Origin of the sequence: Nocardia sp. NPDC060255 (assembly GCF_042727395.1) — a bacterium.
Lineage (GTDB): Bacteria > Actinomycetota > Actinomycetes > Mycobacteriales > Mycobacteriaceae > Nocardia.
In genome coordinates, this window is record NZ_JBHXAU010000001.1 from 693,561 (window position 1) to 719,865 (window position 26,305).

At 68.1% G+C, this 26,305-nt stretch carries 17 protein-coding genes; 6 read left to right on the plus strand and 11 right to left on the minus strand.

The genetic code is table 11. The annotated features are described in order from the left end of the window. Positions 1-59: 59 nt before the first annotated feature. Positions 60-1,250 carry an NADH:flavin oxidoreductase gene (locus tag ACFWF1_RS03290; protein WP_379283120.1) on the minus strand — a complete coding sequence of 397 codons (1,191 nt, stop codon included), beginning with the start codon at positions 1,248-1,250 and terminating at the stop codon, positions 60-62. Between the two features lie 94 nt (positions 1,251-1,344). On the opposite strand from ACFWF1_RS03290, the gene ACFWF1_RS03295 reads away from it, so the two are divergent. Next, positions 1,345-2,112, plus strand: a complete 768-nt coding sequence (locus ACFWF1_RS03295; protein WP_379283119.1) for an SDR family NAD(P)-dependent oxidoreductase — start codon at positions 1,345-1,347, stop codon at positions 2,110-2,112. Here ACFWF1_RS03295 and ACFWF1_RS03300 read toward each other — a convergent pair whose 3' ends face one another. Continuing rightward, positions 2,113-2,751 (minus strand): class I SAM-dependent methyltransferase, encoded by a 639-nt coding sequence (locus ACFWF1_RS03300; RefSeq protein ID WP_379283118.1) that lies wholly within the window; start codon positions 2,749-2,751, stop codon positions 2,113-2,115. It abuts the gene before it with no gap. Between the two features lie 155 nt (positions 2,752-2,906). Here ACFWF1_RS03300 and ACFWF1_RS03305 point away from each other — a divergent pair, with 155 nt between their 5' ends. Beyond that, positions 2,907-4,322 carry a hypothetical protein gene (locus ACFWF1_RS03305; RefSeq protein WP_379283411.1) on the plus strand — a complete coding sequence of 472 codons (1,416 nt, stop codon included), beginning with the start codon at positions 2,907-2,909 and terminating at the stop codon, positions 4,320-4,322. A 1,344-nt stretch (positions 4,323-5,666) separates the two neighbouring features. Here the strand turns inward: ACFWF1_RS03305 and ACFWF1_RS03310 are convergent. Further along, positions 5,667-6,671: a stage II sporulation protein M gene (locus ACFWF1_RS03310; RefSeq protein ID WP_379283117.1), complete on the minus strand. Its 1,005-nt coding sequence runs from the start codon at positions 6,669-6,671 to the stop codon at positions 5,667-5,669. 43 nt (positions 6,672-6,714) lie between these two features. Here ACFWF1_RS03310 and ACFWF1_RS03315 point away from each other — a divergent pair, with 43 nt between their 5' ends. Beyond that, a complete protein-coding gene (locus tag ACFWF1_RS03315) occupies positions 6,715-7,509 on the plus strand; it encodes an RDD family protein (protein ID WP_379283116.1) in 795 nt (264 codons plus the stop codon). Here ACFWF1_RS03315 and add read toward each other — a convergent pair whose 3' ends face one another. From add to ACFWF1_RS03345, 6 genes are all read right to left on the minus strand, one after another. Continuing rightward, complete coding sequence (add, locus tag ACFWF1_RS03320; RefSeq protein ID WP_379283115.1) at positions 7,510-8,526, minus strand: adenosine deaminase; 1,017 nt, start codon at positions 8,524-8,526, stop codon at positions 7,510-7,512. It abuts the gene before it with no gap. A gap of 33 nt (positions 8,527-8,559) precedes the next feature. Beyond that, positions 8,560-9,855, minus strand: a complete 1,296-nt coding sequence (locus tag ACFWF1_RS03325) for a DUF58 domain-containing protein (protein ID WP_379283114.1) — start codon at positions 9,853-9,855, stop codon at positions 8,560-8,562. A 3-nt stretch (positions 9,856-9,858) separates the two neighbouring features. Continuing rightward, positions 9,859-10,848, minus strand: coding sequence for an AAA family ATPase (locus ACFWF1_RS03330; RefSeq protein WP_379283113.1), 990 nt, complete (start codon positions 10,846-10,848; stop codon positions 9,859-9,861). Positions 10,849-10,920: 72 nt separating this feature from the next. Continuing rightward, entirely contained in the window at positions 10,921-11,946 is a 1,026-nt protein-coding gene (locus ACFWF1_RS03335) for a DUF4129 domain-containing protein (protein ID WP_379283112.1), read from the minus strand. Next, positions 11,943-12,722, minus strand: coding sequence for a hypothetical protein (locus ACFWF1_RS03340; protein ID WP_379283111.1), 780 nt, complete (start codon positions 12,720-12,722; stop codon positions 11,943-11,945). The genes ACFWF1_RS03335 and ACFWF1_RS03340 overlap by 4 nt, the downstream gene beginning before the upstream one ends. A 210-nt stretch (positions 12,723-12,932) precedes the next feature. Continuing rightward, entirely contained in the window at positions 12,933-13,502 is a 570-nt protein-coding gene (locus ACFWF1_RS03345) for a TetR/AcrR family transcriptional regulator (protein WP_379283110.1), read from the minus strand. Between the two features lie 89 nt (positions 13,503-13,591). Between ACFWF1_RS03345 and ACFWF1_RS03350 the strand changes: the two genes are divergently transcribed. Further along, positions 13,592-15,295 carry an MFS transporter gene (locus ACFWF1_RS03350; protein WP_379283108.1) on the plus strand — a complete coding sequence of 568 codons (1,704 nt, stop codon included), beginning with the start codon at positions 13,592-13,594 and terminating at the stop codon, positions 15,293-15,295. A 1,033-nt stretch (positions 15,296-16,328) separates the two neighbouring features. Here ACFWF1_RS03350 and ACFWF1_RS03355 read toward each other — a convergent pair. Continuing rightward, on the minus strand, positions 16,329-17,897 hold the full coding sequence (locus ACFWF1_RS03355) for an adenylate/guanylate cyclase domain-containing protein (protein WP_379283410.1): 1,569 nt from the start codon (positions 17,895-17,897) through the stop codon (positions 16,329-16,331). Positions 17,898-18,190: 293 nt separating this feature from the next. Next, entirely contained in the window at positions 18,191-19,882 is a 1,692-nt protein-coding gene (locus ACFWF1_RS03360; protein WP_379283107.1) for a DUF4407 domain-containing protein, read from the minus strand. A 278-nt stretch (positions 19,883-20,160) separates the two neighbouring features. Between ACFWF1_RS03360 and ACFWF1_RS03365 the strand changes: the two genes are divergently transcribed. Further along, a complete protein-coding gene (locus ACFWF1_RS03365) occupies positions 20,161-20,742 on the plus strand; it encodes a chorismate mutase (RefSeq protein ID WP_379283105.1) in 582 nt (193 codons plus the stop codon). 874 nt (positions 20,743-21,616) lie between these two features. After that, the gene (gltB, locus tag ACFWF1_RS03370) at positions 21,617-26,266 is read left to right on the plus strand and encodes a glutamate synthase large subunit (RefSeq protein ID WP_379283104.1); all 4,650 of its coding nucleotides are present in this window, start codon (positions 21,617-21,619) and stop codon (positions 26,264-26,266) included. The last annotated feature ends 39 nt before the right edge of the window (positions 26,267-26,305 follow it).

The window sequence follows — 26,305 nt, forward strand, 5'->3', positions numbered from 1 at the left end:
CCAGGTGTCGAAGTCACCGAAAGAAGGCCCGGTCCAGCAGGACCGGGCCTTCTCGCTGTCTAAGTCGTTGCCGCCGAATCGGATACCGGCGAAGTCAATACACAATGCGTGCCCCGATAGATTGTCGGCATACAGCGATTGCAGTGGGTACACAGTGACTCGGTCGCTGTCTCGTCCCGCATTCGATTGACCAAGTCCGGATCGCGCAGCAGCGCGCGAGCCATCGCGACGAACTCGAAGCCGTGCGACATCGCGGTGTCGATCGCGGCGCGCGAGGCGATGCCGCCGAGCAGCACCAGCGGCAGGCCGAGTTCGGCGCGGAAACGGAGCGCGTCGTCGAGCAGGTAGATCTCGCGATACGGGTAGGTGCGCAGGAATCGGCGGCCGGCCAGGCGAATGCCCCAGCGCTGCGGCGTCGGGAACTGGTCGGCGAACTCGTGCAGCGGCACGTCGCCGCGGAACAGGTACATCGGGTTGCGCAGTGAGCTGCCGACGGTGAGTTCGAGGGCGTCGAGGTTGCCGTCCTGCGCGAGCCACCGTGCGACGGAAAGGCTTTCGTCGCCGCCGAACCCGCCGCGCACGCCGTCGTCCATGTTGAACTTGGCCAGCACCGCGATCTCGCCGCCGACCTCCTGACGCACCGCGTCCGCGGTCTGCCTGGCCAGCTTCGCGCGATTGACCAGGGTTTCGCCGTACTCGTCCGTGCGCTTGTTCAACGCCGGACTGAGGAACGAGCTGATCAGATAGTTGTGCCCGAAATGCAGTTCGACCGCGTCGAATCCGGATTCCACCGCCAACCGGGCGGCACGCGCGTGGGCGGTGATGATCCGCCGGATGTCGGCCGCGGTCGCCGATTGAGTGAGTCGCAGGCTGATCGGGCTGAACTGCCTGCTCGGCGCGAGCGCGGGCGCGCGGTTGGAGGCCGCGTTCGCGACGGGGCCCGCATGGCCCAATTGCGCCGAGACCGCACCGCCTTCGCTGTGCACCGCGTCGGTGAGCCGCCGCAGGCCGGGCACCGCCTCGGGGCGCATCCAGATCTGATGCCGGTCGGTCCGGCCCTCGGGTGCGACCGCGCAGTAGGCGACGGTGGTCAGCCCGGCACCGCCCGCCGCGACGCCGCGATGGAAGTCGATGAGCTCGTCGGTGACCAGGGCGTCGGGCGTGCGTCCTTCGAACGTCGCGGCCTTGATGATGCGGTTGCGCAGCTGAACCGGCCCGAGCCTGGCTGGTTGGAACGCGTCGTTCGACATCCGCTCACACTAGAACGTGTTTCAATTCCGCGTTCCGGAAATGAGCTGCCGGAAGTGCCTTGACTGACAATGAGAACCTGTTCTAATTCTTGGCATGCGCAGATATGACGGCCGCCGCGTGGTGGTGACGGGAGCAGGCTCCGGCATCGGACAGGGCATCGCCCTGCGGCTGCTGGACGAGGGGGCCCAGCTGGTCGCCGCCGATATCGACGAGCCGGGGCTGGCGGCCACGGCGGAGAAGGCGGGCGACGCCGCCGCGCGATTGCGGACGGTCGCGGTGAACGTGGCCGAGCCGGACTCGGTGCGCGCGGCGACCGCGACGGCGCTCGACTTCCTCGGCGGACTCGACGTGCTGGTGAACGGCGCGGGCATCCTGCGCCCGGCCCGCACGCACGAGATGCCCCTAGCGGCGTGGAACCAGGTGATCGGGGTGAACCTGACCGGCACCTTCCTGATGACGCAGGCCGCGCTGCCCGCGCTGGTGGAATCCGGGCACGGCGTCGTGGTGAACATCTCCTCGACCGCGGCGTTCAGCGCCGCCCCCTACCTCGCGGCCTATGCGGCCTCGAAGGGCGGCGTCAATGCCTTCACCCACGCGATCGCGTTGGAGTACGCCAAGCAGGGCCTGCGCGCGGTGAACATCGTGCCCGCCGGCATCACCAGCGGCATCACCACGAAATCGATCCGGGATCAGCCGGAAGGCTTCGATCCGAAGCTGTTCGCCCGGATGACCGGCTGGCTCAACGGCGGCGCGCTCGGAAGTCCGGAGGACATCGCGGGTGTGGTCGCGATGGTCGCCTCGGACGACGGCCGCTACATGACCGGCACCGAGATCCGGATCGACGGCGGCGCGTTGATGTAGTCACCCAGGCGTGGCGATCAGCAGATGGTGCGGGATCGGCGGATGCGGGAGCTGCTCGTGGGTCACGGCGCAGCCCGACTTCTCCAGTGCGGCAATGACGTCGGCGACTGGGCGCAGCGTGAAGCCGTAGGGCGTGAACGGCAGCTTCGCCATGGTGTCCGGGTCGCCGATGCCGATCACCACCCGGCCGCCGGGCCGGACCACGCGGGCCAGCTCGGCGCAGACCGCGTCCAGATCGGGGACGAAGTAGAGGGTGTTGACCGTGATCGCGGCGTCCAGGCTGTCGTCGGTGAGCGGCAATGCGGTGAGCGAGCCCTCGGCGAGTCGCAGTCGGCTCGAGGCGATGTCGCGCGGGTAGCCGGAGCGGGCGCGGGCGAGCATGTCGGGGGAGAGTTCGATGCCGTGCACGACGCCGTCGGCGCCGACACGTGCGAGCAGCAGGGAAAGTCCTGCGCCGCCGCCGAATCCGAGGTCGGCGACGGTCTGGCCGGCGGTGATCGCGGCGGCGGTTACCGCGCCGTCGATGGCGCGTTTGTTGCCGCGGTTGAGCATGAACGCAACGCCCTTGCCGAGCACGCCGTGTGGATTGCCGAGCTGACCGGCCAGGGTGGACAACAAGCGGGCGCGCACACCGTTCATGGCGCCATCGTAGGCACACCGCCGCTCGTGCTGCCGATGATCGACTTCCGGCTACCGAGCCCGCCGGAATTTGGATCACAGACGTTTCGAATACTGTGCCGATGGCGTTCGGTTCGGTTCGATCGAATGCTGTGTTCTCGACCCGAAAGACCGTGATGCGCGCACCATTGATCCTCCTCGCCGCCTGTTCGATGGCGCTGCTGACCGCGGGCCCCGCCACAGCGACCGGCCAGTGGGGGCCGCTGGCGCCGCCCAATCCGTATCTCGGCCCGCTCGGCACCTCGACGATGCATGGGGACGCGGGCTCGTCGGACGCCACTCCGCTGACCGGGCCCGGCGCGGGTCCGGTGTCGGTCTCCGCCTATCCGCTCGCTGCGGCGTGCCCGACGCTGCTGGAGGGCTCGGACAAACTGGTGGTCGCCTTGTGCACGGCCATTGTTGGTCAGGCGCCGACGGTGCAACTGATCGATCCTGCGGCTCCCGGACCGATCGGGCACTCGCTGGCCGCGCTGCCGCTGACCAAAGGCAGTCTGCTCGGCGGGGTCTACGCGTATCTGGACAACCACGATCGGCTCGTGGTGGTGGACGGCGACAATCGATTGCTTCGGGTCGGTCATGCCCGTGACGCGGCGGGCGCGTGGCAGCTGGCGAGTGAGCAGGTGGCCGACCTGTCGGCGGTGATTCCGGTGGGGGACAACGTGACCGGGCTGGTGCCGGATTGGGCGGGCAATGTCTGGTTCGCCACCGGCAACGGCATTGTCGGTCTGGTCGCACCGTCCGGGGCGGCGGTCACAGTGACGTTGCCCGCCGATGAGCAAGTGGCCAACAGCATTTCGGCGGCACCGAGCGGGCGGATCGCGGTCGCGACCACACACGCGCTGTACGAACTGCGGGCCGGCTCGTCGGGTCGCCCCGAGGTGCTCTGGCGCGCACCCTACGCACGCGGCTCGGCCCGCAAGCCGGGACAGTTGAGCTGGGGCACCGGCTCGACCCCCACCTACTTCGGGCCGAACACCGGCGCCGACTATCTGACCATCGTCGACAATGCCGACGGGCAGGTCAACGCGCTGGTATTCCGTTCCGGAAGCGGACAATTGGTGTGCTCGCAGCCGGTACTGACGAAGGGCGGTGCGGGGAGCGAGAATTCACCGGTCGGCATCGGCCGCTCGCTGTTCGTCGCGAGTACCTACGGCTATCCCTATCCGGCGGTGCCCGCGGGCGCGGGACCGGCCGTGCCGCCGACCGCGGCGTTCACCGGCGGCATGACCCGGGTTGATGTGGACGACAACGGTTGTCACACGGTATGGGAGAACACGGTGCGCAGTGCGGCGGTTCCCCACTTGTCCACAGCCGATGGTGCTGTGTACACAGTGACGCGGCTCGGGCCGGACAGCACCACGCCGCTGGATGGTTACGCGTTCACCGTGCTCGATCCGGAGACCGGCGCGGTGACCGGCAGCCATCCGTTGCCCGGCACCATCGTCGACGATCCGCTGCAGACGTCGCCGTTGCTCACCCATGACCGACAGGTGTTGCAGGGCACGGTTACCGGGATTCTGCGCGTCGGCTGAGCGCGTCGTCCGCACGCCTTGTCAGCTGTGGATACCGGTGCCGCTCAGCCGAGTTCACGGGTTTATGCACATGCCGAGTGCCGGTAATTACACCTGTGGATAAATCTGTGCGCAGCTCGAGGAGCATCGATGGACACCCACCCGTGTTCTAGCGCCTTCTGGGCGCGATATTGCGCCGCACGAGGTTTGGCGGAGTCGAATTCTGGCTGTGGATGGTGCTGTGTGTTGTTTCGGGATGGCCGAACGCCGTTCACCTTCGCGTTCCCTGCCTGACCTCGAGCGTTGCGGCGCAATCGACTCCGAAGCGCCTGGGTGACGGCTGTGCATGACGGTATGGACGGGTGCGGCGAGCTGTGCGCGAAAGCTGTTGAGACAGCGCCGTCTTTGTGGATGACGCAGCAGTGGGCGGGTGTGGACATCGATCGGATCGATGGGTGACTCGCGGAACGGCTGCGATAGGTGTGGATCCTGTCCACAGCGGTGGAGGGTTCGTGACTCCCAGCCTGTGCACCAACGGCGGATGGTGCGTGAACGCGGGTTGCGGCCGTTGGACGCTGTGTATAGCCGGGCGGAGCGAAACGGTCATACGGCATCTGTCTGGGGATACGACGGCGCCGCCCGTGCGTCTTTCGGCGTGTTGCGCCGGTGTGTCCCAACTGGGGAAAGCTTGCCGCAGTGTCGATTTCGCCGCATTCGCCACGGTTCGAGCCGTCAGTGAGGCGAAGATCACACTCCACCTAGAGGTTGCGGTCGAGGTGCTGAATGGGCTCCGGCGAATCGGACATGCCGTCGCCTTTTCGTGCCTGGTTATTCCTGATCTTGTCACGACACATGCATGTCCACAAGCAGTTCAACCTGGCATGTATCGGGTTAATAACGCCTTAAACAAACCTATGGTCGCTTTCTGTTCATCCAGCGTCCAGCTATCGCGTTTATCGGCAGTGAAGGCGCAGGTCGTTGCCCTGCGTAGGTGCCATGGAGAGATCTATGTCGGGTGCGCAGCAAATCGTTCGAACGATGTTTGTATCGCCACGAACCGGATACGGCCGGACCAGCGGATTCGCGCGATCGACTACTTTTCGACCGTTTCGAACGTTCCACAACCGACAGCTGTAAGTTAGCTGGATCAGTGAAAAACCATGCCCTCACAAGGGTTTGCTGGCGTGCTGCTTTATACGCTTGACACGGGCGAAGAGGGTTGCGTAGGGATAACGATTGTGTAGAGTCGACGGTAACGCTGGCCGCAGCTGAGCATGACTCGCTGCGGCCAGCGGAACTCAATTGGGGGACATCGAAACCGATCCGTGACGCGGCGTTGCTGTCGAGTGTCCGAACCCACTTCGCTCAGTGTGTGCTCGAGGTTGTCTGTCCGCCGTCGCTCGCCTCATCCGGCGCCGCCGCCGCCTTCGCGAGCACCACCCGGCGACCCACCCCGAACACGTAGACCAGGAACAACGCCTCCGCTAGAAACCCGATCGCGATGCGTACCGGCGCGGGCAGCGCGCTCGGCGTCACGAATCCCTCGATGCAGCCACACACCAGCAGCACGCCGACCAACCCGAGCGCCACCGTCGCGGTCGCCCTGCCCTGCCGCGCCACCGCCTCCAATCGGCTCAGCCGGCCCGGATCAATCAGTGTCCAGCCGAGTTTCAGCCCGGCCCCGCCCGCGACGAAGATCGCGGTCAGCTCGAGCGTGCCGTGCGGCAGGATGAACCCGAAGAACGAATCCAACCGTCCCGCATCCGCCATCAGCCCGGCGGAGACGCCCAGATTGAGCGCGTTCATGAACAGCAGATACACCGCGGGCAGGATCAGTACCCCGGTGAACAGCGCGATCGCCGTCACCCAGGCATTGTTCGTCCACACCTGCGCGGCGAACGCACCCTGCGGATGCTCGGAGTAATAGGACTCGAAGGCGCCGCCGCGTTCGGTCAGTTCCCCGGTGTCCGACGAAATGCCGAGAACCGTACGCGCCGAATCGAATCGGGCCACCCAGATCGCCAGCCCGGCGGACACCAGCAGGAACACCGCGGCCACGCTGACCCACCACGGCCAGGTCCGATACAGGGCGGCCGGGAAGCGGTGCGTGAAGAACCGGCCGATCTCCTGCCAGGTGTCGCCCCGGCTGCCGATCACCCGCCCGCGCGCCCTGGCCAGCAGCGCGCTCAACCCGGCGATCAGCTCCGGATCGGGGCTGTGCGATTGCAGCCGGGCCAGCTGCTGCGACGTGCGCCGGTACAGCGTGACGAGTTCGTCCGCCTCGGCCCCGGTGAGCGTGCGCCGTTTGGCCAGATAATCCAGCCGTTCCCACGCCCTCCGGTGTGCGTAGCTGTACGCGTCGACATCCACAGGCTTGCCTCCCACTACCGCCGGTCGGAAGAATGCTATCGACATGGCTGAATTCACCACCGGCGAAGCGGTCGCGCTAGAGCTGCCGATCGCCCGGCTCCCCACCAGGGCCACCGCGTTCCTCATCGACGTGGTGCTGCAGTTCATGCTGGCCGCGACCCTCTTCGTTCTTGCGGTGAGCGTGTTGCTGCCCAGCGGGGCGGACACGGCGTGGCTGGACGTTGCCGTGCTGGTCACCATCGTCGGGGTGCTGGTCGGCTACCCGGTGGCCTGCGAAACCGCCTCGCGCGGGCGGACGCTGGGCAAGTTGGTGCTCGGGTTGCGGGTGGTGCGCGCGGACGGCGGCCCGATCGACTTCCGGCACGCGCTCACCCGCGGGCTGGCCGGTGCGATCGTGGACTTCTGGATGCTCGGCGCGTTCGGTGCGGTCGCGGTGGTGACGTCGATCTGCTCGCCGAACGCGCGGCGGGTCGGTGACGTGCTCGCGGGCACTGTGGTGGTGCACGCCCAGCGGCCGCTGCCCGCGCCGCTGCTCGCGGTGGCGCCGCCGTGGCTCGCGGGCTGGGCGGTGCCGCTGCCGCTGGCCATGCTGCCGGACGAGCTGGCGCTCGCGGTGCGGCAGTATCTGAGCCGGTTCCGCACCCTGACACCCGTCGTGCAGCACGAGTTGGGCACCGCGCTGGTGGGCGCGGTGTGTGAGCGGCTGCAGGTGCCGGTGCCGACCGGGTATCCGCCGTTGCAGATCCTCGGTGCGGTGATCGCCGAGCGGCAACGCCGGGTGCTGCCGCCGCCGATGTTCCCGGTGTTCGCGCCGGTGCCGCTCCGCGTCGGTCCGTAGTTACCGGTTGGCCGCGACGTAGTCGTCGATCTCGCGCAGGAACCCGTCCAGCCGCGCCGGGGTGATCCAGGAGCCGCGGAACGAGTTCTTCGCCAGCTCCACCAATTGCTCGACGGCGAGACCCGCGTGCTCGGCGAGCGCGACGTAGTTGTCCGCCGCGTACGCGCCGAAGTAGGCGGGATCGTCGCTGTTGATCGTGACGGTGAGGCCGCGGTCGAGCAGCCCGACGATCTCGTCGGATTTCATCCGGCTGGTGACGAACGAATTCGAGACCGGACAGCAGGTCAGCGCGATGCCCTTGCCCTTGGCCAGCTCGACCAGCCGATCGTCCTCGACGATGTTGGTGCCGTGGTCGAGCCGATCGACGCCGATGTCCTCCAGGGCCTGCCGGATGTGCTCGATCGCGTCCTGCTGATCGATATCGCAGTGCATGGTCAGCAGGAAGCCCTCGCGGCGGGCCCGGGCGAAGACGGCCGCGAACTTGCTCGGCGGATTGCCGCGCTCGTCCGAGTCGAGCCCGACGCCGATGATCCAGTCGCGGTACGGCAGCGCCTCCAGCAGCGTCGCCATCGCGTACTCGGCGGAGTAGTCGCGCAGGAAGCACAGGATCAGCTCGGCCGAGATCCCGAACTCGCGTCGCGCCCGCACGATCGCCGACCGGTATCCGTCGATCACGGTGGCGAACGGGACACCGCGCCCGGTGTGCGCCTGCGGGTCGAAGAACATCTCGACGTGCCGAATGCCCTGGGCGTGGGCCCTGGTCAGGTAGTCGAACGCCAGATCGTGAAAGTCCGCCGGTGCCAGCAGCACCCGCATGGCCGGGTAGTAGACCTGTAGGAACGAGGTCAGATCGTGGAACTGGTAGGTCTGCTTGACCTCGTCCACCGTCTGCTCGGCCAGCTCGATCCCGTTGCGCTCGGCCAGCCGGAACTTCAACTCCGGCTCCAGCGTCCCCTCCAGATGCAGGTGCAGCTCGGCCTTGGGCAGTCCACGGACAAACGCGGCGAGATCAGACATGGGTACATGATGCGCCGCCGGTTGCCGGGCGGGCTACATCGTGCCGGACCGTTTGAGCTCCAGGTATTCGTCGGCGAGGGCCTCGGCGAGGTGCTCGGGTGAGGCGGCGACCACCGCAATTCCCTTGCGGCGCAGTGACTCCTGCACCAGGGCGCGTTCGGCGAGGATGGATTCGGCGGCGGCCGCGGGGTAGAGGTCGGCGCGGGTGCTGCGGCGGGTCGCGGCCGCCGCGACGTCGGGATCGGTGACCGAGACGATGAGCACGCGGTGGCGCTGGGCGAGGGTGGGTAGCACCGGGAGCAGGTTTTCCTCGACGGCGGCACCGTCGAGGCTGGTGAACCAGACGACCAGGCTGCGGCGGCGGGTGCGCTGGATGGCGGCGCGCACCAGGCCCGCGCTGTCGGTGTCGACGAGGGCCGGGGTGATGCCCGCCATCGCGTGCATCAGCTTGAGCTGCAAGCCTTTTCCGCTGATGCCGCGCACCTCGGCGCGGGGCGCGCGGTCGAAGGCGAGCAGGTCGACCGAGTCGCCCGCGGCGGCGGCGAGCCCGCCGAGCAGCAGCGCGGCCTCGATGCCGGCGTCCAGGCGGGTGCCGTCGCCGACCCGGCCCGCGCTGATCCGGCCGGTGTCCAGCAGCATCAGCATGTGCCGGTGCCGTTCCGGTCGCCAGGTGCGCACCAGCACGTCGGTGGCGCGGGCGGTGGCGCGCCAGTCGATGCCGCGCACGTCGTCGCCCGCGACGTATTCGCGGAACGAGTCGAACTCGGTGCCCTGCCCGCGCAGGTTGGCCACATTGCGGCCCTCGAGTTGTTGCAGTCGTTTGACTTTCGAGCGCAGCAGGCGCTCGCCGCGGAACGGCGGCAGTGCGCGCACGCGGGCCGGGACGCGGCGGCGGGTCTGCCTGCCCGCCAGGCCGAGCGGGCCGATCAGTCGCACGGTCACCTGGCCCGCCACCCGGTCGCCACGATAGGTCGGGGTGAGCGTGGTGCGGAAGCGGACCAGCGTGGCCGGCGCCAGATCCAGTGGGTGCGTGCGGTTTTCGGAGCGAGCGCTGTCGGGCCAGTCGTCCCACACGGTGCCGCGCAGAGTGCGGGTACCGTTGTTCACCGCGACGAGCTCCACCTCGGTGGCCCGGCCGAGCCGGACTACGGTCAGCGGCTCCCTGGACAGGGTGAGATCGCGGGCGCGGCCGACCGAGCCGAGGTCGAACAGTAGGGCGGCGGCCAGCAGGCCCGTCGCGACCAGCACGCCGAGCAACGACGGAACGACGAAGGTGACGAGCAGCGCGAGGACGCCCGCCGCGGCGGCCAGCCGACCGGTGACGACCACGGACTACACCGGAACCGGGACCGAGAGCAGCAGCGACGACATGACACTCTCGGTGGTCACCCCGTCCAGCTCCGCCTCGGGCCGCAGCTGCAGCCGATGCCGAAGTACCGCGACGGCAAGGGCTTTGACGTCGTCCGGGGTCACGAATGTGCGCCCGTTCAACCACGCGAACGCGCGTGCGGCCGCCATCAGCGCGGTCGCGCCGCGGGTGGAGGCGCCGTGCTGCACGGCGGGGGACATGCGGGTGGCCCGGCATACGTCGACCATGTAGGCCAGCACCTCGGGACTGATCGTCACCTTGGCGATCGCGGCCCGCCCGGCCAGGATGTGCGCGGGCCCCGCCACCGGACGCAGACCGGCCGCGGCCAGGTCGCGCGGATCGAAGCCCGCCGCGTGCCGCTGCAGAATGCGGAATTCGTCGTCGCGGCCGGGCAATTGGATGTCGACCTTGAACAGGAACCGGTCCAGCTGCGCCTCCGGCAGCGGATAGGTGCCCTCCTGTTCGATCGGGTTCTGGGTGGCGATCACCACGAACGGATCGGGCAGCGGCCGCGGCCGGCCGTCGACCGAAACCTGGCGCTCCTCCATCGATTCCAGCAGCGCCGACTGGGTTTTCGGTGGCGTGCGGTTGATTTCGTCGGCCAGCAGCAGGTTGGTGAAGACCGGGCCGTGCCGGAAGGTGAACTCGGCCGAGTGCGGGTCGTAGATCTGCGAGCCGGTGACGTCGCCGGGCATCAGGTCCGGGGTGAACTGCACCCTGGCATGGTCGAGCTCCAGCGCCGTCGCCAAGGCCCGCACCAGCAGCGTCTTCGCCACGCCGGGTACGCCTTCGAGCAGCACGTGGCCGCGGCACAGCAGCGCGAGCACCAGGAACATGATCGCGTTGTCGTTGCCGACCACCGCCTTGCCGATCTCGGCGCGCAACGCCGCGAACGCCGCACCGGCCTCCTCGGCGGTGGGGGTGTGGTTGGTGTCCGTCGTGGGGATGGTCATCCGACCTCCAGTGTCATGCGGGGGTGCCCGCCCCGTCGATGGGATGAGTGCTGCGGCATGGGAGTCGGCGTCTCATCCGACCTCCGCTTCGATCCACTCGAGTTGGGTGGCAACGAGTTCCAGGGTTTCCGGGTCGGGCACCGCGCCGAACAGGGCGAGCCCGATCTGGTTCGGATCCGCGCCGATCCGGGCCGCCACCGCGGTGACCACCCGGTCCGGCGGGGTGTCCGCGGTCATCCCGAGCGTCGGGCGGATGCGGCGCAGGGTGGCCGCGCGCAACTTGGCTGCGACGTGATCGTGGTCCTTCGAGCGCCGATACAGCCCGGCCTGCCCGGCGAGCAGCTCGTTCGCCGCGACCTCGACCGGCCGCGGTTCGCGCACCAGCGCGCCGCGGCGGCGCGCCCGCCACCACACCACCAGGGCGGCGGCGATCAGGAATTGCAGCCCGCCGAAGAAGACCGGCGCGGGCAGCCGATCCCAGATCGCGTCGTCGCCGGTGCCGAAGCCGGAGCCGCCGGAATCGTGCGGTGGCCTGCTGCGCGGGATGTCCGGTGGTTGCTGCGGCGCGTTCGGCGCACCACATGACTGCAGCGCGGCATAGAGCAGGAGCAGCAGGGCGGCCGCGCCGGCCAGGGCGGCCCAGAACTTGGGGTTGCGCAACAGGTCCGGCAGCGGTGGCAGTGTCCTGCGGGTGCGCGGTGCCTTCTCGGTAGCGGTGATTTCGGTGGGTTCCGCGACCGGCGGCGGTGCCGCCGCGGAGAACCGGTCGGCGTATTCGAGCCGGCGGTACTCGTCCTCGGTCGCGCGCCGGCCGCCGTAGACGACCTCGTCGAAACTGTGTGCGGCCGGGTCGATTTCGGCAGCCACGTCGAGCGGCAGCGCGGTCGTCACATCGTCGGCGGTCTCCCGCGCGGTCCGGGACCGGCGCACCTCGAGCACGCCGCGCTGCTCCAGTCCGCGCAGCACGGCGCGGAAGCGTTCGCGTAGCGCGTTGTCGAAATCGCGGTGCTGTGCGGCGTTTTCGGCGGCCGCGCGGTGCTCGGCCGCGGCGCCGAGGCGCGGTGGGCTCGGCGGCTCGGCCGGGTTGTGCTCGTTCATCGCACCTGACCCGGGATGTGAATATCCAAACCCTCACGGCGGCAGCGGCGGTCGACGTAGGACACCACCCGGGTGGCCGCCTCGGCGACCTCACCGAACGCGACGATCAGCAGCGCGCCGCTGGTGAGCAGCACGATCACCGGCCATCGATGGGTGCCGGAGAAATCCGAGAGATAAAACGGAATCCCCAGCAGCGGCACGGACAACAGCACGAGCAGGCAGCGCTGCACCAGCCACAGGCCGACCGTCTGCCATTCGGCCCCGGCGACAAGCACTTTCGCGCGCGCGACGGCCGCCCGGTGCGAAGCCTGTTCGACGAACATGACCGGGACCGCGACGAAACGCTTGGCCCGCAACCAGCCCAGCCAGATCACACCGAACGGAAAGGTGATGATCAGCAGGCTGGACAGTGCGAGCACGCCGACCGCGACGAGGGTGTAGAGCACCTGGAAAACCAGCAACGGCCCGGCCGCCGCACCGACCCTGCGCAACGCCGTGCGCCAGCCGATCGAGGCGCCGGACACCCCGGCCAGCCCGATCGCGACGGTCACGCCGCGCAGCACGAACCGCAGCAGCCACGCGCAGGCCATCGTCGACAGGACCGCCGCCCAGGCGATCGCGTTGTCCGAATCGTCGCTCAGCTTCGCGACGCCCGCGGTGACCGCGACGACCACGAGCTCGGCGGTGACCAAGGCCAGCGCGCTCGACCAGGCCAGTGCGCGCAGGTTCGCCTGGATCAGCGCGAACGGCACGTCCAGCAGTTCGCGAAAGGTCATCGGACGGATCGGCACCGTCGTTCCAGGGGACCCTGGTACCGGATCGTCTCCCGCCCCGACGGCACCGGCCGGGTCGGCGGCTGGTAGCACGGGCCGAGTCTAACGGGCGGTACCGGATTTGCGGCCCGCGCAGGCCCTACGTGGTTACGCGGGCCGCCGGCTTCGGGCCTGATGCGCGCGCCGCGTGCCTGATTTGCCGCCGCGCAAGCCCTACGAGGTCGAGTTCGTCGCGACGCGCTTGGCCAGCAGACGGGCCACGACCTGGCGGTAGCGGGCCGGTTCGATCTGCGGCAGACCGAGCAGGGCCCGCAGGTATACGCCGTCGCCGACCAGCCGGATGATGTCCGCCTGCACGGGATCGTCGATCTCCTGGTCCAAGCCGTCCGACCAGGAGTCCATCATCTCCATCAGCGCTTGCTGCACCTCGTCGACCTCGGTATCGGCCGCGGCGTCGATGGTGCGCATGGTCGCCAGCATCGAGCGGTAGATCTCCAACTCCACCGCGTCGGCGGCATTGTCGGTGTTCGGGGTCTGCAGGTACCAGCTCGCGACGGATTGGCCACGGTCGAGGTGGTCTTTCAGCTGCTGCTCCGCGCGGTCGGTGAGTCTGCGGACCAGCCCGGCGAGCAGCGCGTCCTTGCTCTTGAAGTGATAGAGCAGCCCGCCCTTGGAGACGCCGGCCTGCGCCGCGACGCTCTCCAGCGTCACGTGCGACATGCCTTTTTCCAGGAGCAGGGATTCGAGGGCGTCCAGGATTCGGTCGCGGGTGTTGGCCGTCACCGGCCGAACTATACCGGCTGGACGGTAAGGTCTGATACTGTACCGTCCGGACGGTAAGAAGAGATAGGCGACGGAAGTCGAGAAAGCCAATGACCACACACACCGCGAAGAACCCCCGGCTGACCGGGCCGAACACCGAGACCCCGCCCCGCGCCACCGTGCGCGACTGGGCGGGTCTCGCCGTGCTCGCCCTCGCCCTGCTGCTGCTCGCGGTCGACGCCACGGTGCTCGACCTGGCCGTGCCCGCGATCAGCGCCGACCTGGCGCCGACCACGCCGCAACTGCTGTGGATCATCGACGTGTACTCGTTCGTGCTGGCCGGCCTGCTGGTGATGATGGGCACCCTCGGCGACCGGATCGGCCGCCGCAGGCTGCTGCTGATCGGCGCGGCCGGTTTCGGCGTCGCCTCGCTGATCGCGGCCTGGGCGGTCTCCCCGGAGATGCTGATCGGCGCGCGCGTGCTGCAGGGTGTCGCCGGTGCGACGCTGATGCCCGCGACGCTCGGCCTGATCCGCTCGATGTTCCTCGATCCGCGGCAGCGCACCGTCGCCATCGCGGTGTGGAGTGCGATGGCGGGCGGCGGTGCGGCGGCCGGTCCGCTGCTCGGCGGCTGGCTGCTCGAGCACTACTGGTGGGGCTCGGTGTTCCTGGTGAATCTGCCGGTCATGCTGGTGCTGATCGCCTTGGGCCCGTTCCTCGTCCCGGAATCGCGTGACCCGAATCCCGGCCGATTCGATCTGCCGAGCGCGGGGCTGTCGATGCTGGCGCTGGTGCCGATCGTGTACGCGATCAAGGAGTCGGCGGCCCATGGACTCAGCCTGCGGTTGGCCGTGATCGGTGCGGTCGGCGTCGTCGCGGGTGTGGTGTTCGTGCGCAGGCAGCGCACCCTGGCGAACCCGATGCTGGACCTGAAGTTGTTCGCGCTGCCCAGGTTCCGCACCGCGGTGATCACCAACCTGCTCGCGGTGTTCGCGCTGGCCGGTGTGCTGTTCTTCGGCTCGCAGTACCTGCAGCTGGTGCTCGGTCACTCGCCGATGGAAGCCGGACTGCTCTTGCTGCCCGGCCTGGCCGCCAGCGTGCTCGCCTCGCTCGCCGCGGCGTGGCTGGTGCAGCGGATCCGGCCCGGTGTGGTGCTCGGCGGTGCGCTGACCGTCGCCGCGTTCGGCTCCGCGCTGTTCCTGTGGCTCGGCCCGAATCCGGCAGGCAGCACGACGCCGTTCATCCTCGGCTTCCTGTTCATCGGCGCGGGTGTCGGTGTCGCGCTGACGGTTTCGTCGGACCTGGTGGTCAGCTCGGCTCCGGTCGAGCGGGCCGGCGCGGCGGCGGCCGTCTCGGAGACCGCGTACGAAACCGGCATCGCGCTGGGCGTCGCCATCCTCGGCAGCGTGGTCATGGCGATCTTCCGCAACGGTCTCGACCTGACCCACGTGCCCACTGACCAGGTTGGTGTCGCATCCGAATCCCTCGGCGCGGCCACGGGTTTCGCACGCCAACTACCGGAATCGGTATCCGGCGCCTTCCTCACCTCGGTGCACGAGGCCTTCGTCTCAGGCATCCACTTCGCCGCGATCGGCACCGCCTCGATCCTGCTGATCGCCGCTGGTGGCGTTCCGGTTGCGCACCGCACGTCCGTAAACCGCCCAACTCCACACACCTGCTTCGCCTTTCGCATACCCCTCAGCCACCGCGAGCACATAACGGACCAAGCAGGTGTGCGAAGAAACGCCCACCACCCCAAGAAGCAGTCCCTGCCAAAGATCCGCACTCTCACTCGGGATCGGCACCGACTTTAAGGCCCTATTCCGAGTGCTGATCCCGAGTAAGAGTGCGGATCTTTGGTGAAACCGGGTACAGCACGGCCGACGCTGAGCCGCTCACCCCCCGTCTAACCTGCACACCCGCTATACCGGGTGTGAGGATTAGACAAAGGGTGAGCACCTTCCAATCCGCCACGCGGGCAGCGGAATCGGCACCCTGTGTCGGGATCGCGCACCCGGATCAGGGCGCCACTGCCGGTCCGATTCCAAGAGCGGGTGCGGATCGGCGCTCGAAACCGGGTGCGCACCCCGCCACGAACGCCCAGCACCCCACTCCACCCCGCCCAACCCAGAATCTGCACTCTGTCTCGGGACCTGCACCGGCTTTAGGGCCCTATTCCCAGTGCCGATCCCGAGACAGAGTGCCGATCCTGGAGACACCGACTCGGAGCACACCTGGCGGGTGCGGATCGCGCACCGAAACCGGCACCGAGCATCTCGCGGGTCTGATCGGCCACCGAAACCGCCGCCGACCGCCTCGCTGTTGTCCAAAGCGCTTGTGACGCAACCACAGCCAGATGACCACCTCGGAAACGCGACATCACGCACCTGACGCACACCTAAAGCCGGGTACGGCACACGACGCGCCCAGCACTACTCACAAGAAAACATGGGATCAGGTCTTCAGCTCAATGAACAGGTCATCGCCTGGAGTCCCTAAGAAGCACTTGCCCGGATAAGTCCACCTTTCCGAGGGTCTCTTTGTGTACTGGCCCGGGTTGGTATACGCACAGAGAACTCCGGTGGTGTGCTGGCTCTAAGGTTGTCGACTGGTTCATCAGATGACCGGAGTAGTGCTGGGCGCGTCAGGTGGGGTACCCGGCCTGCTCTTCCGCGGCTTGTGATGGGCAACGCTTGTGTTCCAGCGTGAGGACTGGCTGTGGTCCGGTTCAAAGATGCTCGGGAAAAGCGAGGCGAGTCACGTGGGTGCTGGCGTCATCGAGTCGAGCAGAGTCAAATGGTCGTTGGCGTGATCGAGCAGAGTCATATGGTTGCTGGTCAAGATCGTTCAGCGACCATATGACTCTGCTCGATGTTGGGGGCGGGCCAGTTGGGTGGGGGTGAGGCGGCCGCGGAGGGTGACGGATTCGCCGAGGTGCCAGTGCTCGGCTTCGGTGGGGTCGGCGGCGGCGATGGTGTTGGCGGAGGCGAGCAGTAGGTCATCCTGTTTGGCGAGTTCGCAGAGGCGGGCGGCCTCGTTGACCGCGTCGCCGATGACGGTGAATTCGTAGCGCTGCCGAGCTCCGACGTTGCCGGCGACCACTCGGCCTGCGGCGACGCCGATCGCGGCGATGAAGTCGTTGGCGGTGTCGTCGAGCCGGCGCCGGATCGCGCGGGCGCAGGCCAGTGCCGCGCCCGAGGCGTCGGAAAGGGTGGCGGGCGTGCCGAATACGGCGAGTGCGGCGTCGCCTTCGAACTTGTTGAGGAGTCCGCCGTACTCCTCCACCTCGTCCACCACGATGTCGAAGAAGCGATTCAGGATGGCGACCATCTCGGCGGCGGGCACCGTCGCGGCCATCGTGGTGGAGCCGACGATGTCGATGAACAGCGCGGCCGCTTCGGTTTCCACGCCACCGAGGGTCGGATTGCCGGCCAGTGCCGCGTCGGCGACATCACGGCCGACGTGCTTGCCGAACAGGTCCCTGATCTGTTCGCGCTCGCGCAATCCCTCCACCATGTGGTTGAAACCGCTTTGCAGCTCACCGAGCTCGGTGCCGTCGTACACGGTGATCGTCACCCGGAGGTCGCCGTCCTCCACCTGACGCAACGCGCGCCGCACGCCGCGGATCGGTGCGATGGTCGCCGCCACCGTCTGCATCATCAGCAGCAGACCGAACACCAAAGTGGCACCGCCCAGCGACAACACGCACACCGCGAGCCGGGCCGTACTCACCGACGAGTCGACCAGCGCCCACACCGCGACGATCATCGACAGCGCCACCGGCACACCCGCGCCGAGCATCCACGCGATCAGCGACCGGATGAACACGCCCATCCCGCGCCTGCGCCGGGACGGTGCCGCGTCCAGCACCCGCGCCGTCACCGCCCGCAGCGCGAACTCGGCGATCAGATAGCTGTTCGCGCACACCACGATGGCGCTGAACCCGATGCCGAGCAGGATCTTCGGCACGAGCGCGGGCTCGACCAGGGCATAGAGCGGCGTCAGCACGGCGGCCCCGGCGAACCACAGCACCGCCTGCCGAATCACCAGCCGCCGCGGCACCGCGGCCGCCGCGACCTGCTCGGCCTCGGTGGGCACCTGGTTCGGATCGGTGGCCCAGCGCAACGCGCGCAGCCCGCTGACCGTGCCCCACCACATCCCGATCAGCAGCGCCAGGGCCGAGTACAACGGCGTCGCGATGACGTCGAGCAGCAGCAGCTCTCTGGTGAAGATCGTCGGCCCGGGCAGCACGAACCCGATCAGCGCGAAGGTGACGGCCATCCCGGCCAGGTTCGCGGCCACCAGCGGCACGGTCAGCAGCAGCTGCACCCGGAGCCTGCGCATCCCGGACGACTCGTCCACCGGTCCGAGCAGCCGCGACCCGAAGGCGGCTGTCGAGACGTCACTGTGGGCCATGGGAGGAAAGCCTAGGCCGGACCAGCCGCGAAGAGCCGGACCCGACGCCCAGGATCGGCCGAGCGCCTCGACCAGCGAGCCGGTGGGTGCCCGCGAATCGGTGTGGGCCGGCGACTCGGCAGGCCGCGGGACGGTATCGACCGGTCTGCGCCGGGGTGCGTACTGAGTTCCGCGTCGCGCGGCGTAGCCGTGCTGGATCGGACAGCGTAGGAGGACGGCGGCGTTCGAATACGTCGCCGACACCGTGCGGGCCCGGAACGCTCGAACGCGTCGCATGACCCCACGGTAGCCAGTCAGTGACCGCGCGGCAGTTCGCGCTGGCCACGACCGGGAAGCTCGGACTGCCCGCGGCCGCCGAGCTCGTCGTGCCGCTGGGCCGAGAGGCCGTACGGCTGGGCCGCCGCGCCCTCGGGCAGGGCCGAGTAGCGCGGGTCCGGCTGCCCGTAATCCGCATCGACCACGGTGGCGGCGATGCGCTGAGCGTGCAGCGCCTCCGGCGACCCCGGCGCGAGCTGATAACCGGGGTGCGAGTCCTGGGTATCGATGGTGACCTTGCGGGTGCGCTTGAGCGTGAAGGTGATCTCCTCGACCTCTTCGAACGCCTGTCGCGCCGTGCGCAGCGGATGGGTGGCGTTGTCGATCGCGTTGGCCACGAACGACGGCACCAGCGGGCGGATCAACCTGGCCGCCGTGTCGGTGAACGGCACCGTGCCGATCAGCGGAAGTGCCAGGCCGCCACCGGTCTTGGGCGCCGGCGCGAGCGCTCGCGCGGTGACAGGTGCGGGCAGGTTCGGCGTCACGAATCCTTCGGCAGACACGGAGCTGTCCTTTCGATCGTCAGCCGGTGCGGCTGGTAGTTCGGGGCGGCGCGGCGGTTCGGTGATCCCGATCCGCAGACCGCCGATGGCCGCGACGATCCGGGTGCGCTGGCGCTCCCGGTCGATGGCGGTGTCCGCCTCGGCGGCGAGGCGCGCTGCGGTGAGTTGTTGTTCGGCGAGCAGGGCTTCGGCCGCGACCCGCGTCTCGGCCCGCTTGACCGCGATGGCGGCATCGGCCTCGTGCTCGGCCTGATTCTGCACATTCAGGAAGGCGGCGCGGCGGTCGAACGAGGTCTGCCCGCGCCACCACCGCAGCACCAGCGGCAGCAGGGCCAGCGCGATCAGGGCGATGATCGTCAGGATGCGCAACGGCATGGCGCCCGCATGGTGCGTGGTGTAGTCGTTCATCGCCTGCCAGCGCGCGCCGAGGCCGCGGTCGGCGCCGGTGAAGGCGGTCGATTCGGCGGTGGCGACGGCCTTTTCGGCATCGGCGAGCCGGGTGTCCAGCGCGTCGACTCGACCCTGTGCCGTGGCCAGCTGCTTGCGGGCGTCGTCGAGCATGTCGTTGGCGGTCTGGGCTTCCGGTCCGCGTCCCGGCACCCGGGTGATCTGGAGCTGCGGGCAGTCCGGGCTCGGGCTGAGTTCGCAGCGGGCGATCACCAGCGAACGGTCGACGTCGGCCTGTGCCTTGGCGATCGACTGATCCAGCGCGGTGCGGTCCGCGCGGGCCTTGTCGAGATCGGCCTGTGCGCTGACGACCTGGGGTGCGGAAGCGACCGAGCGCTGGGCTCTTTCGTCGAGGGTCCGGTCGACGCTGCCGCCGAAGACCACGATGGCGGCCAGTTCGGCGATCAGCCCACCGGCCAGCACGGCAACACCGACACGAGCGAGCAGGCCGAGTCGATCGGGTCCGCCTGCGGGTCGCGCGGTCGCCAGCGCCCGCGCGATCGCACCCGCGAGCACCGCGACGAGCAGCGCGACCAGAATGATCGCGAGCACCGCCCAGGTGCCGGTCGAAGCCAGCGCGAGTGCGGTGATCAGGCCGGACACGATCGCGAACAACAGCACCGCCGCGCCGGTCATGGCATATCCGGTGCGTTCGTGGCGGTAGGCGACTTCGCTGTCTTGACCTCCGCCGAGCCAGGTGAACAAGCCGGTGAGGGTCATGGGAACTCACATCCTCTTGGTCCCAGTGGATTTCGCGGGCTCAATAAACCGACACGGTTTCGTTGTCACAGCGTGACAGGACCGCACCCGACACACCGAGTGGCGGCGGAGGTATGTGGTCAGGCTCACAAAACCGGCGATGTGGTGCGGGTACGGGGGTGCCAAGCCGCTTGTGCGAGGCCCATTTCCGAGACGCGCACGGCCGGAGCCCGGCTGCTCGGTCGCTTACTCTGACTCGATGATCCGTTTCCGCGCGAACCATCTCGGGAGGTCAGGTCATGCGGCTCCGCACGCTGGTGATCATCTTGGCGGCATTGATCGTGTCGCCGGTTAGCGCAGCGGCGGATCCGGGCAGCGACGGGTCGCTGGACCGACTGGTCGCGCTGGTACTCGAGCGACTCGACACCGGTGACGCGGTGGCCGCGGCGAAGTGGGTGAGCGCCGCGCAGACCGGCACCGAACCCACCATCGACGATCCGGCCAGGGAGGCCGTGGTCTACGACGCGATGGCCCGCCTCGGCGCGGGCCTCGACCTGCCGGAAAGCTGGGTGCGGCAGGTGTTCTCCGGTCAGATCGAGTCCAACAAGGTCGTGCAGCGCGGCCTGATCACCCGCTGGCGGTTCGATCCGGCCGGCGCGCCCGGGTCGGCACCGGATCTGGCGTCGGTGCGCCCGGTGATCGATCGGGTGAACATCGACATCGTCGACCAACTCGCCGCGCGCCGCGCCGAACTGAGCGCGCCGGATTGTGCGGAAAGAGTGGCCGTCAGCGTCTTCGGCGTATTCACCGCCGGTAATACCGACGCGCTGCATCAGGCCGCGCTGGTGCGTGCCGCGGCCGCGCTGTGTGCGCCGCGCTGAACGCTGCACACCGTACGCAGAACGGTTCTGAGGACGCCCTTAACTCATTTTCAAGGATGAACTTCAGGTGTTGAGTTCGGCTTCATCGGCGATTATTCGGTGAAAGCCGTTCCGGCCCGCAATAAGTCACGTCTATTACCGCCTGACGGCGTATAGGTTTCAGCTGCGAAAATGTGTCGAATACCACTCCGGCGTGTTTGCTGTATGTGTGCTGAAAGCCACAGGTGGCAAAAGAATCCGGACGGTCGGATCCCGTCGCGGGCTCGTCAGGACCCTGTCGGAAATCTCTCATCCAGCCCGCTTCCGAGTTAGCCGCCGTCGAGGGGTTTGCCGGATGCTGAGCGAGGGAAATCATCTTCGATGCAGGTGAGAGCGGTCTTCTGACCTTTTTGCGAGGTTTGGGGCCGCTCTCGCGCGCCAGCCTCCTGCGGCTGGCCTCGCGTGCCGCAGGATCGATCATGGGGTACTCGCTGCTTTACACTGGACGACGCGCACACGTGGAGGACCGAATGAAGAAGCCCAGCTAGACCCGGTTATTAGTGCAACCTAAGTTGGTTGGGCCCCGGACCTGACTTATCGTTTGCTCTTACGCCGAACACAGAATGATCGGCACCCTCGCCCGCTCGGGCAGCTCCTAGCCGGTGCTCAGCGTAGCTGGCGAGAACCCGCACGGAGGTAAGGATCTCGTTAGGGATCTGTTACCGACGAGCACCCACTACGTCACTGAAGCGGGTGAACAACTGGAGACGTGACTGCACGCCGAAGACCATCAGCGCGGCTGGTTTCGGAACGTACGGGCGCAGTCTTGTACGGAGGCATTCAGACGAAATTGCCTATTTCTTTTTCGTCGAACGCCCTTCTTGAAGGCAGAGGCATGATGCAACTTCCTGGCCACCGGTCACCTGGACCCGTCGGGCTCTACGACCCGGCGAACGAACACGACGCCTGCGGTGTCGCGTTCGTCGTCGACATGCACGGCCGCCGCAGCCGCGACATCGTCGACAAGGCTATTACGGCTCTGTTGAACCTGGAGCACCGCGGTGCTGCGGGCGCGGAGCCCAACAGTGGTGACGGCGCGGGCATTCTGATCCAGATTCCGGATCGGTTCTTCCGCGCCATCGTGGACTTCGAATTGCCGCCGGAGGGCTCCTACGCCTCCGGCATCGCCTTCCTGCCGCAGGCCCGTCGTGAGGCCGCCCGTGCCGCCTACGGCGTGGAGAAGATCGTGCAGGAAGAGGGCTTGGCCGTGCTCGGCTGGCGCGAGGTGCCGATCGACGAGTCGTCGCTCGGTGCGCTCGCCCGCGACGCGATGCCGACGTTCCGGCAGATTTTCATCGGCTCTCCGAGGGGTGCGGCCGAGCAACTGTCCGGAATGGACCTGGAGCGGCGCGCCTACGTCATCCGCAAGCGGGTCGAGCACGAGCTCGGCAAGGCGGGCCCCGGCGAGGGCACGGTCGGCAAGGAGTCGGTGTACTTCCCGAGCCTGTCCGGCCAGACCTTCGTCTACAAGGGCATGTTCACCACGCCGCAGCTGCGCGCGTTCTACCTGGACCTGCAGGACAGCCGGGTGGAGTCCGCCCTCGGCATCGTGCACTCGCGCTTCTCCACCAACACCTTCCCGTCCTGGCCGCTGGCGCACCCGTTCCGCCGGGTCGCGCACAACGGTGAGATCAACACCGTCACCGGCAACGAGAACTGGATGCGGGCGCGCGAGGCGCTGCTGCGTTCGGACATCTTCGGCACCGACTCGGCGGGCAACAACCGGCTGGAGAAGATCTTCCCGGTCTGTACGCCCGGGGCGAGCGATACCGCGCGCTTCGACGAGGTGCTGGAACTGCTGCACCTCGGCGGCCGCAGCTTGCCCCACGCGGTGCTGATGATGATCCCCGAGGCGTGGGAACGCAACGAGACGATGGATCAGCGCCGTCGCGCCTTCTACGAGTACCACTCGATGCTGATGGAGCCGTGGGACGGCCCGGCGTCGGTGTGCTTCTCCGACGGCACCGTGGTCGGCGCCGTGCTCGACCGCAACGGCCTGCGGCCCAGCCGCATCTGGATCACCGACGACGGCCTGGTCGTGATGGCGTCGGAGGTCGGCGTGCTCGACATCGACCCGTCCAAGGTGGTGCGCAAGGTCCGACTACAACCCGGCCGCATGTTCCTGGTCGACACCTCGCTGGGCCGCATCGTCGGCGATGACGAGCTCAAGACCGATCTTGCGGCCGAGCACCCGTACCAGGAATGGCTGGACGCGGGTGTGACCAAGCTCGAGGACCTGCCCGACCGCCCGCACGTGCACATGTCGCACGACCGGGTGCTGATCCGCCAGCAGATCTTCGGATACACCAACGAAGAACTGAACCTGCTGATCTCGCCGATGGCCAAGACCGGCGGCGAGGCGCTCGGCTCGATGGGCACCGACACCCCGATCGCGGTGTTGTCGTCGCGGCCCCGGCTGCTGTTCGACTACTTCTCCCAGCTGTTCGCACAGGTCACCAACCCGCCGCTGGACGCGATCCGCGAAGAGGTGGTGACCAGCCTGCGTCGGGCGCTCGGCCCCGAGGCCGACCTGATGCATCCCGGCCCGGAGTCCTGCAAGCAGATCGCCATCGAGCAGCCGATCCTGGACAACGACCAGCTGGCCAAGCTGGTGCACATCAACGACGACGGCTCCCAGCCCGAGCTGCGTTCGGTGATCGTGCGCGGCCTGTACCCGGTCGCCAAGGGCGGCAAGGGACTTCGCAAGGCGCTCAAGGCGATCAACACCCAGATCTCGGCCGCCATCGACGGCGGCGCGCGGATCATCGTACTGTCGGATCGCGAGTCCAACGAGAAGCTGGCGCCGATCCCGTCGCTGCTGCTGACCTCGTCGGTGCACCACCACCTGGTGCGCGAGCGCACCCGCACCATGGTCGGCCTGGTCGTCGAGGCCGGTGACGCCCGCGAGGTGCACCACATGGCCATGCTGGTCGGCTTCGGCGCGGCCGCGATCAACCCGTACATGGCCTTCGAGACCATCGAGGACATGCTCGAGCGCGGCGCGCTCGACATGCCGGGCAGCACCGGCGATCACGCCGAGGACTTCCGCAAGGCGGTCTACAACTACAACAAGGCCGCCAGCAAGGGCGTGCTGAAGGTGATGTCCAAGATGGGCATCTCCACGCTGGCCTCCTACACCGGCGCGCAGCTGTTCCAGGTGATCGGCATTTCCCAGGAGCTGGCCGACGAGTACTTCACCGGCCTGCGCTCGCACCTGGACGGCATCGGCCTCGAGGACATCGCGGCCGACGTCGCCGAGCGGCACCGGATCGCGTTCCTGGAGAACCGCAACGAGCGCGCGCACCGCGAGCTCGAGGTGGGCGGCGAATACCAGTGGCGGCGCGAGGGTGAGTACCACCTGTTCAACCCGGACACCGTGTTCAAGCTGCAGCACGCGACCCGCACCGGGCAGTACTCGATCTTCAAGGAGTACACCAAGCTGGTCGACGACCAGACCGAGCGGCTCGCCTCGCTGCGCGGCCTGTTCAAGTTCAAGAGGGAGCGCGCGTCGATCTCGATCGACGAGGTCGAGCCCGCCTCGGAGATCGTGAAGCGGTTCTCCACCGGCGCGATGAGCTACGGCTCCATCTCCGCGGAAGCCCATGAGACTCTTGCGATCGCGATGAACCGCCTCGGCGGCCGGTCGAACTCGGGTGAGGGCGGCGAATCGCCGGCTCGCTTCGAGCCGGAGGAGAACGGCGACTGGCGGCGCAGCGCGATCAAGCAGGTGGCCTCCGGCCGCTTCGGCGTGACCGCGCACTACCTGACCAACTGCACTGACATCCAGATCAAGATGGCGCAGGGCGCGAAGCCCGGTGAGGGCGGCCAGCTTCCGGCGCACAAGGTGTACCCGTGGGTCGCCGAGGTGCGGCACTCGACGCCGGGCGTCGGCCTGATCTCGCCGCCGCCGCACCACGACATCTACTCGATCGAGGATCTGGCGCAGCTGATCCACGACCTGAAGAACGCGAACCCGCAGGCACGGATTCACGTGAAACTTGTTGCGGAGCCCGGCGTCGGCACCGTCGCGGCCGGTGTGTCCAAGGCACACGCGGACGTGGTGCTGATCTCCGGCCATGACGGCGGCACCGGCGCCTCGCCGCTGACCTCGCTCAAGCACGCGGGCGGTCCGTGGGAGCTCGGCCTGGCCGAGACCCAGCAGACGTTGCTGCTCAACGGACTTCGCGATCGGATCGTCGTGCAGGTGGACGGTCAGATGAAGACCGGCCGCGACGTGATGGTCGCCGCGCTGCTCGGCGCCGAGGAATTCGGTTTCGCCACCGCGCCTTTGGTGGTTTCCGGCTGCATCATGATGCGGGTCTGCCACCTCGACACCTGCCCCGTCGGTGTCGCGACGCAGAACCCAGTCCTGCGCGAACGCTTCACCGGCAAGCCGGAATTCGTCGAGAACTTCATGCTGTTCATCGCCGAAGAGGTGCGGGAACACTTGGCGCTGTTGGGCTTCCGCACGCTGGACGAGGCCATCGGCCGGGTCGACCTGCTCGACACCGCCAAGGCCAAGCAGCACTGGAAGGCCAGCAAGCTCGACCTGTCGCCGATCCTCGACAACGTCGAGACCGCGTTCATGTACCAGGACCGCCGCTGCACCAAGACGCAGGACCACGGCCTGGACAAGGCGCTGGATCAGCAGCTGATCTCGCAGAGCCGGGACGCGCTCGAGCGCGGCCAGGCGGTGAAGTTCGAAACCAAGATCACCAACGTGAACCGGACCGTCGGCACCATGCTCGGCCACGAGGTGACCAAGCTCTACGGTGGCGCGGGCCTGCCCGACGACACCATCGACATCACCTTCACCGGCTCGGCGGGCAACAGCTTCGGCGCCTTCGTGCCGGCCGGCATCACGCTGCGCGTCCAGGGTGACGCGAACGACTATGTCGGCAAGGGACTTTCGGGTGGCCACCTGGTGGTGCGCCCGTCGCTGAACGCACCGGCCGAGTTCGTGGCGGAGCAGAACATCATCGCGGGCAACGTGATCCTGTTCGGCGCCACCAACGGCAAGGCGTTCATCCGCGGCGTGGTCGGCGAGCGGTTCGCCGTGCGTAACTCGGGCGCCCTCGCGGTGGTCGAGGGCGTCGGTGACCACGGTCTGGAGTACATGACCGGCGGCCGGGTGGTCATCCTCGGCGAGACCGGACGCAACTTTGGTGCGGGCATGTCCGGCGGTGTCGCGTTCGTCTACAACCCGAACGGCACCTTCGAGGCCAGGCTCAACCCGGAGCAGGCCGACGCGGTCGAGCAGCTCTCCGGTGACGACTTCACCTGGCTGCGCGACATCATCACCCAGCACCGCGACCAGACGGGTTCCGCTGTCGCCGAACGCATTCTGGGCGACTGGTCACAGCAGGTGAACCACTTCGTCAAGCTCATGCCGCGCGAATACAAGAAGGTGCTGCTGGCCATCTCCGAGGCGGAGAAGGCGGGCAAGGACGTGGACGAGGCGATTATGGAGGCGGCCCGTGGCTAGGACACCCCGCATCCATCAGCTGAGTCCGATGTCCACAGG

Coding starts and splice junctions, on each gene's coding strand:
- ACFWF1_RS03355 (WP_379283410.1), bottom strand. CDS start 17,897: ATGGCCCACAGTGACGTCTCGACAGCCGCCTTCGGGTCGCGGCTGCTC.
- ACFWF1_RS03335 (WP_379283112.1), bottom strand. CDS start 11,946: ATGAACGAGCACAACCCGGCCGAGCCGCCGAGCCCACCGCGCCTCGGC.
- ACFWF1_RS03360 (WP_379283107.1), bottom strand. CDS start 19,882: ATGACCCTCACCGGCTTGTTCACCTGGCTCGGCGGAGGTCAAGACAGC.
- gltB (WP_379283104.1), top strand. CDS start 21,617: ATGATGCAACTTCCTGGCCACCGGTCACCTGGACCCGTCGGGCTCTAC.
- ACFWF1_RS03305 (WP_379283411.1), top strand. CDS start 2,907: ATGCGCGCACCATTGATCCTCCTCGCCGCCTGTTCGATGGCGCTGCTG.
- ACFWF1_RS03290 (WP_379283120.1), bottom strand. CDS start 1,250: ATGTCGAACGACGCGTTCCAACCAGCCAGGCTCGGGCCGGTTCAGCTG.
- add (WP_379283115.1), bottom strand. CDS start 8,526: ATGTCTGATCTCGCCGCGTTTGTCCGTGGACTGCCCAAGGCCGAGCTG.
- ACFWF1_RS03315 (WP_379283116.1), top strand. CDS start 6,715: ATGGCTGAATTCACCACCGGCGAAGCGGTCGCGCTAGAGCTGCCGATC.
- ACFWF1_RS03340 (WP_379283111.1), bottom strand. CDS start 12,722: ATGACCTTTCGCGAACTGCTGGACGTGCCGTTCGCGCTGATCCAGGCG.
- ACFWF1_RS03365 (WP_379283105.1), top strand. CDS start 20,161: ATGCGGCTCCGCACGCTGGTGATCATCTTGGCGGCATTGATCGTGTCG.
- ACFWF1_RS03350 (WP_379283108.1), top strand. CDS start 13,592: ATGACCACACACACCGCGAAGAACCCCCGGCTGACCGGGCCGAACACC.
- ACFWF1_RS03300 (WP_379283118.1), bottom strand. CDS start 2,751: ATGAACGGTGTGCGCGCCCGCTTGTTGTCCACCCTGGCCGGTCAGCTC.
- ACFWF1_RS03330 (WP_379283113.1), bottom strand. CDS start 10,848: ATGACCATCCCCACGACGGACACCAACCACACCCCCACCGCCGAGGAG.
- ACFWF1_RS03295 (WP_379283119.1), top strand. CDS start 1,345: ATGCGCAGATATGACGGCCGCCGCGTGGTGGTGACGGGAGCAGGCTCC.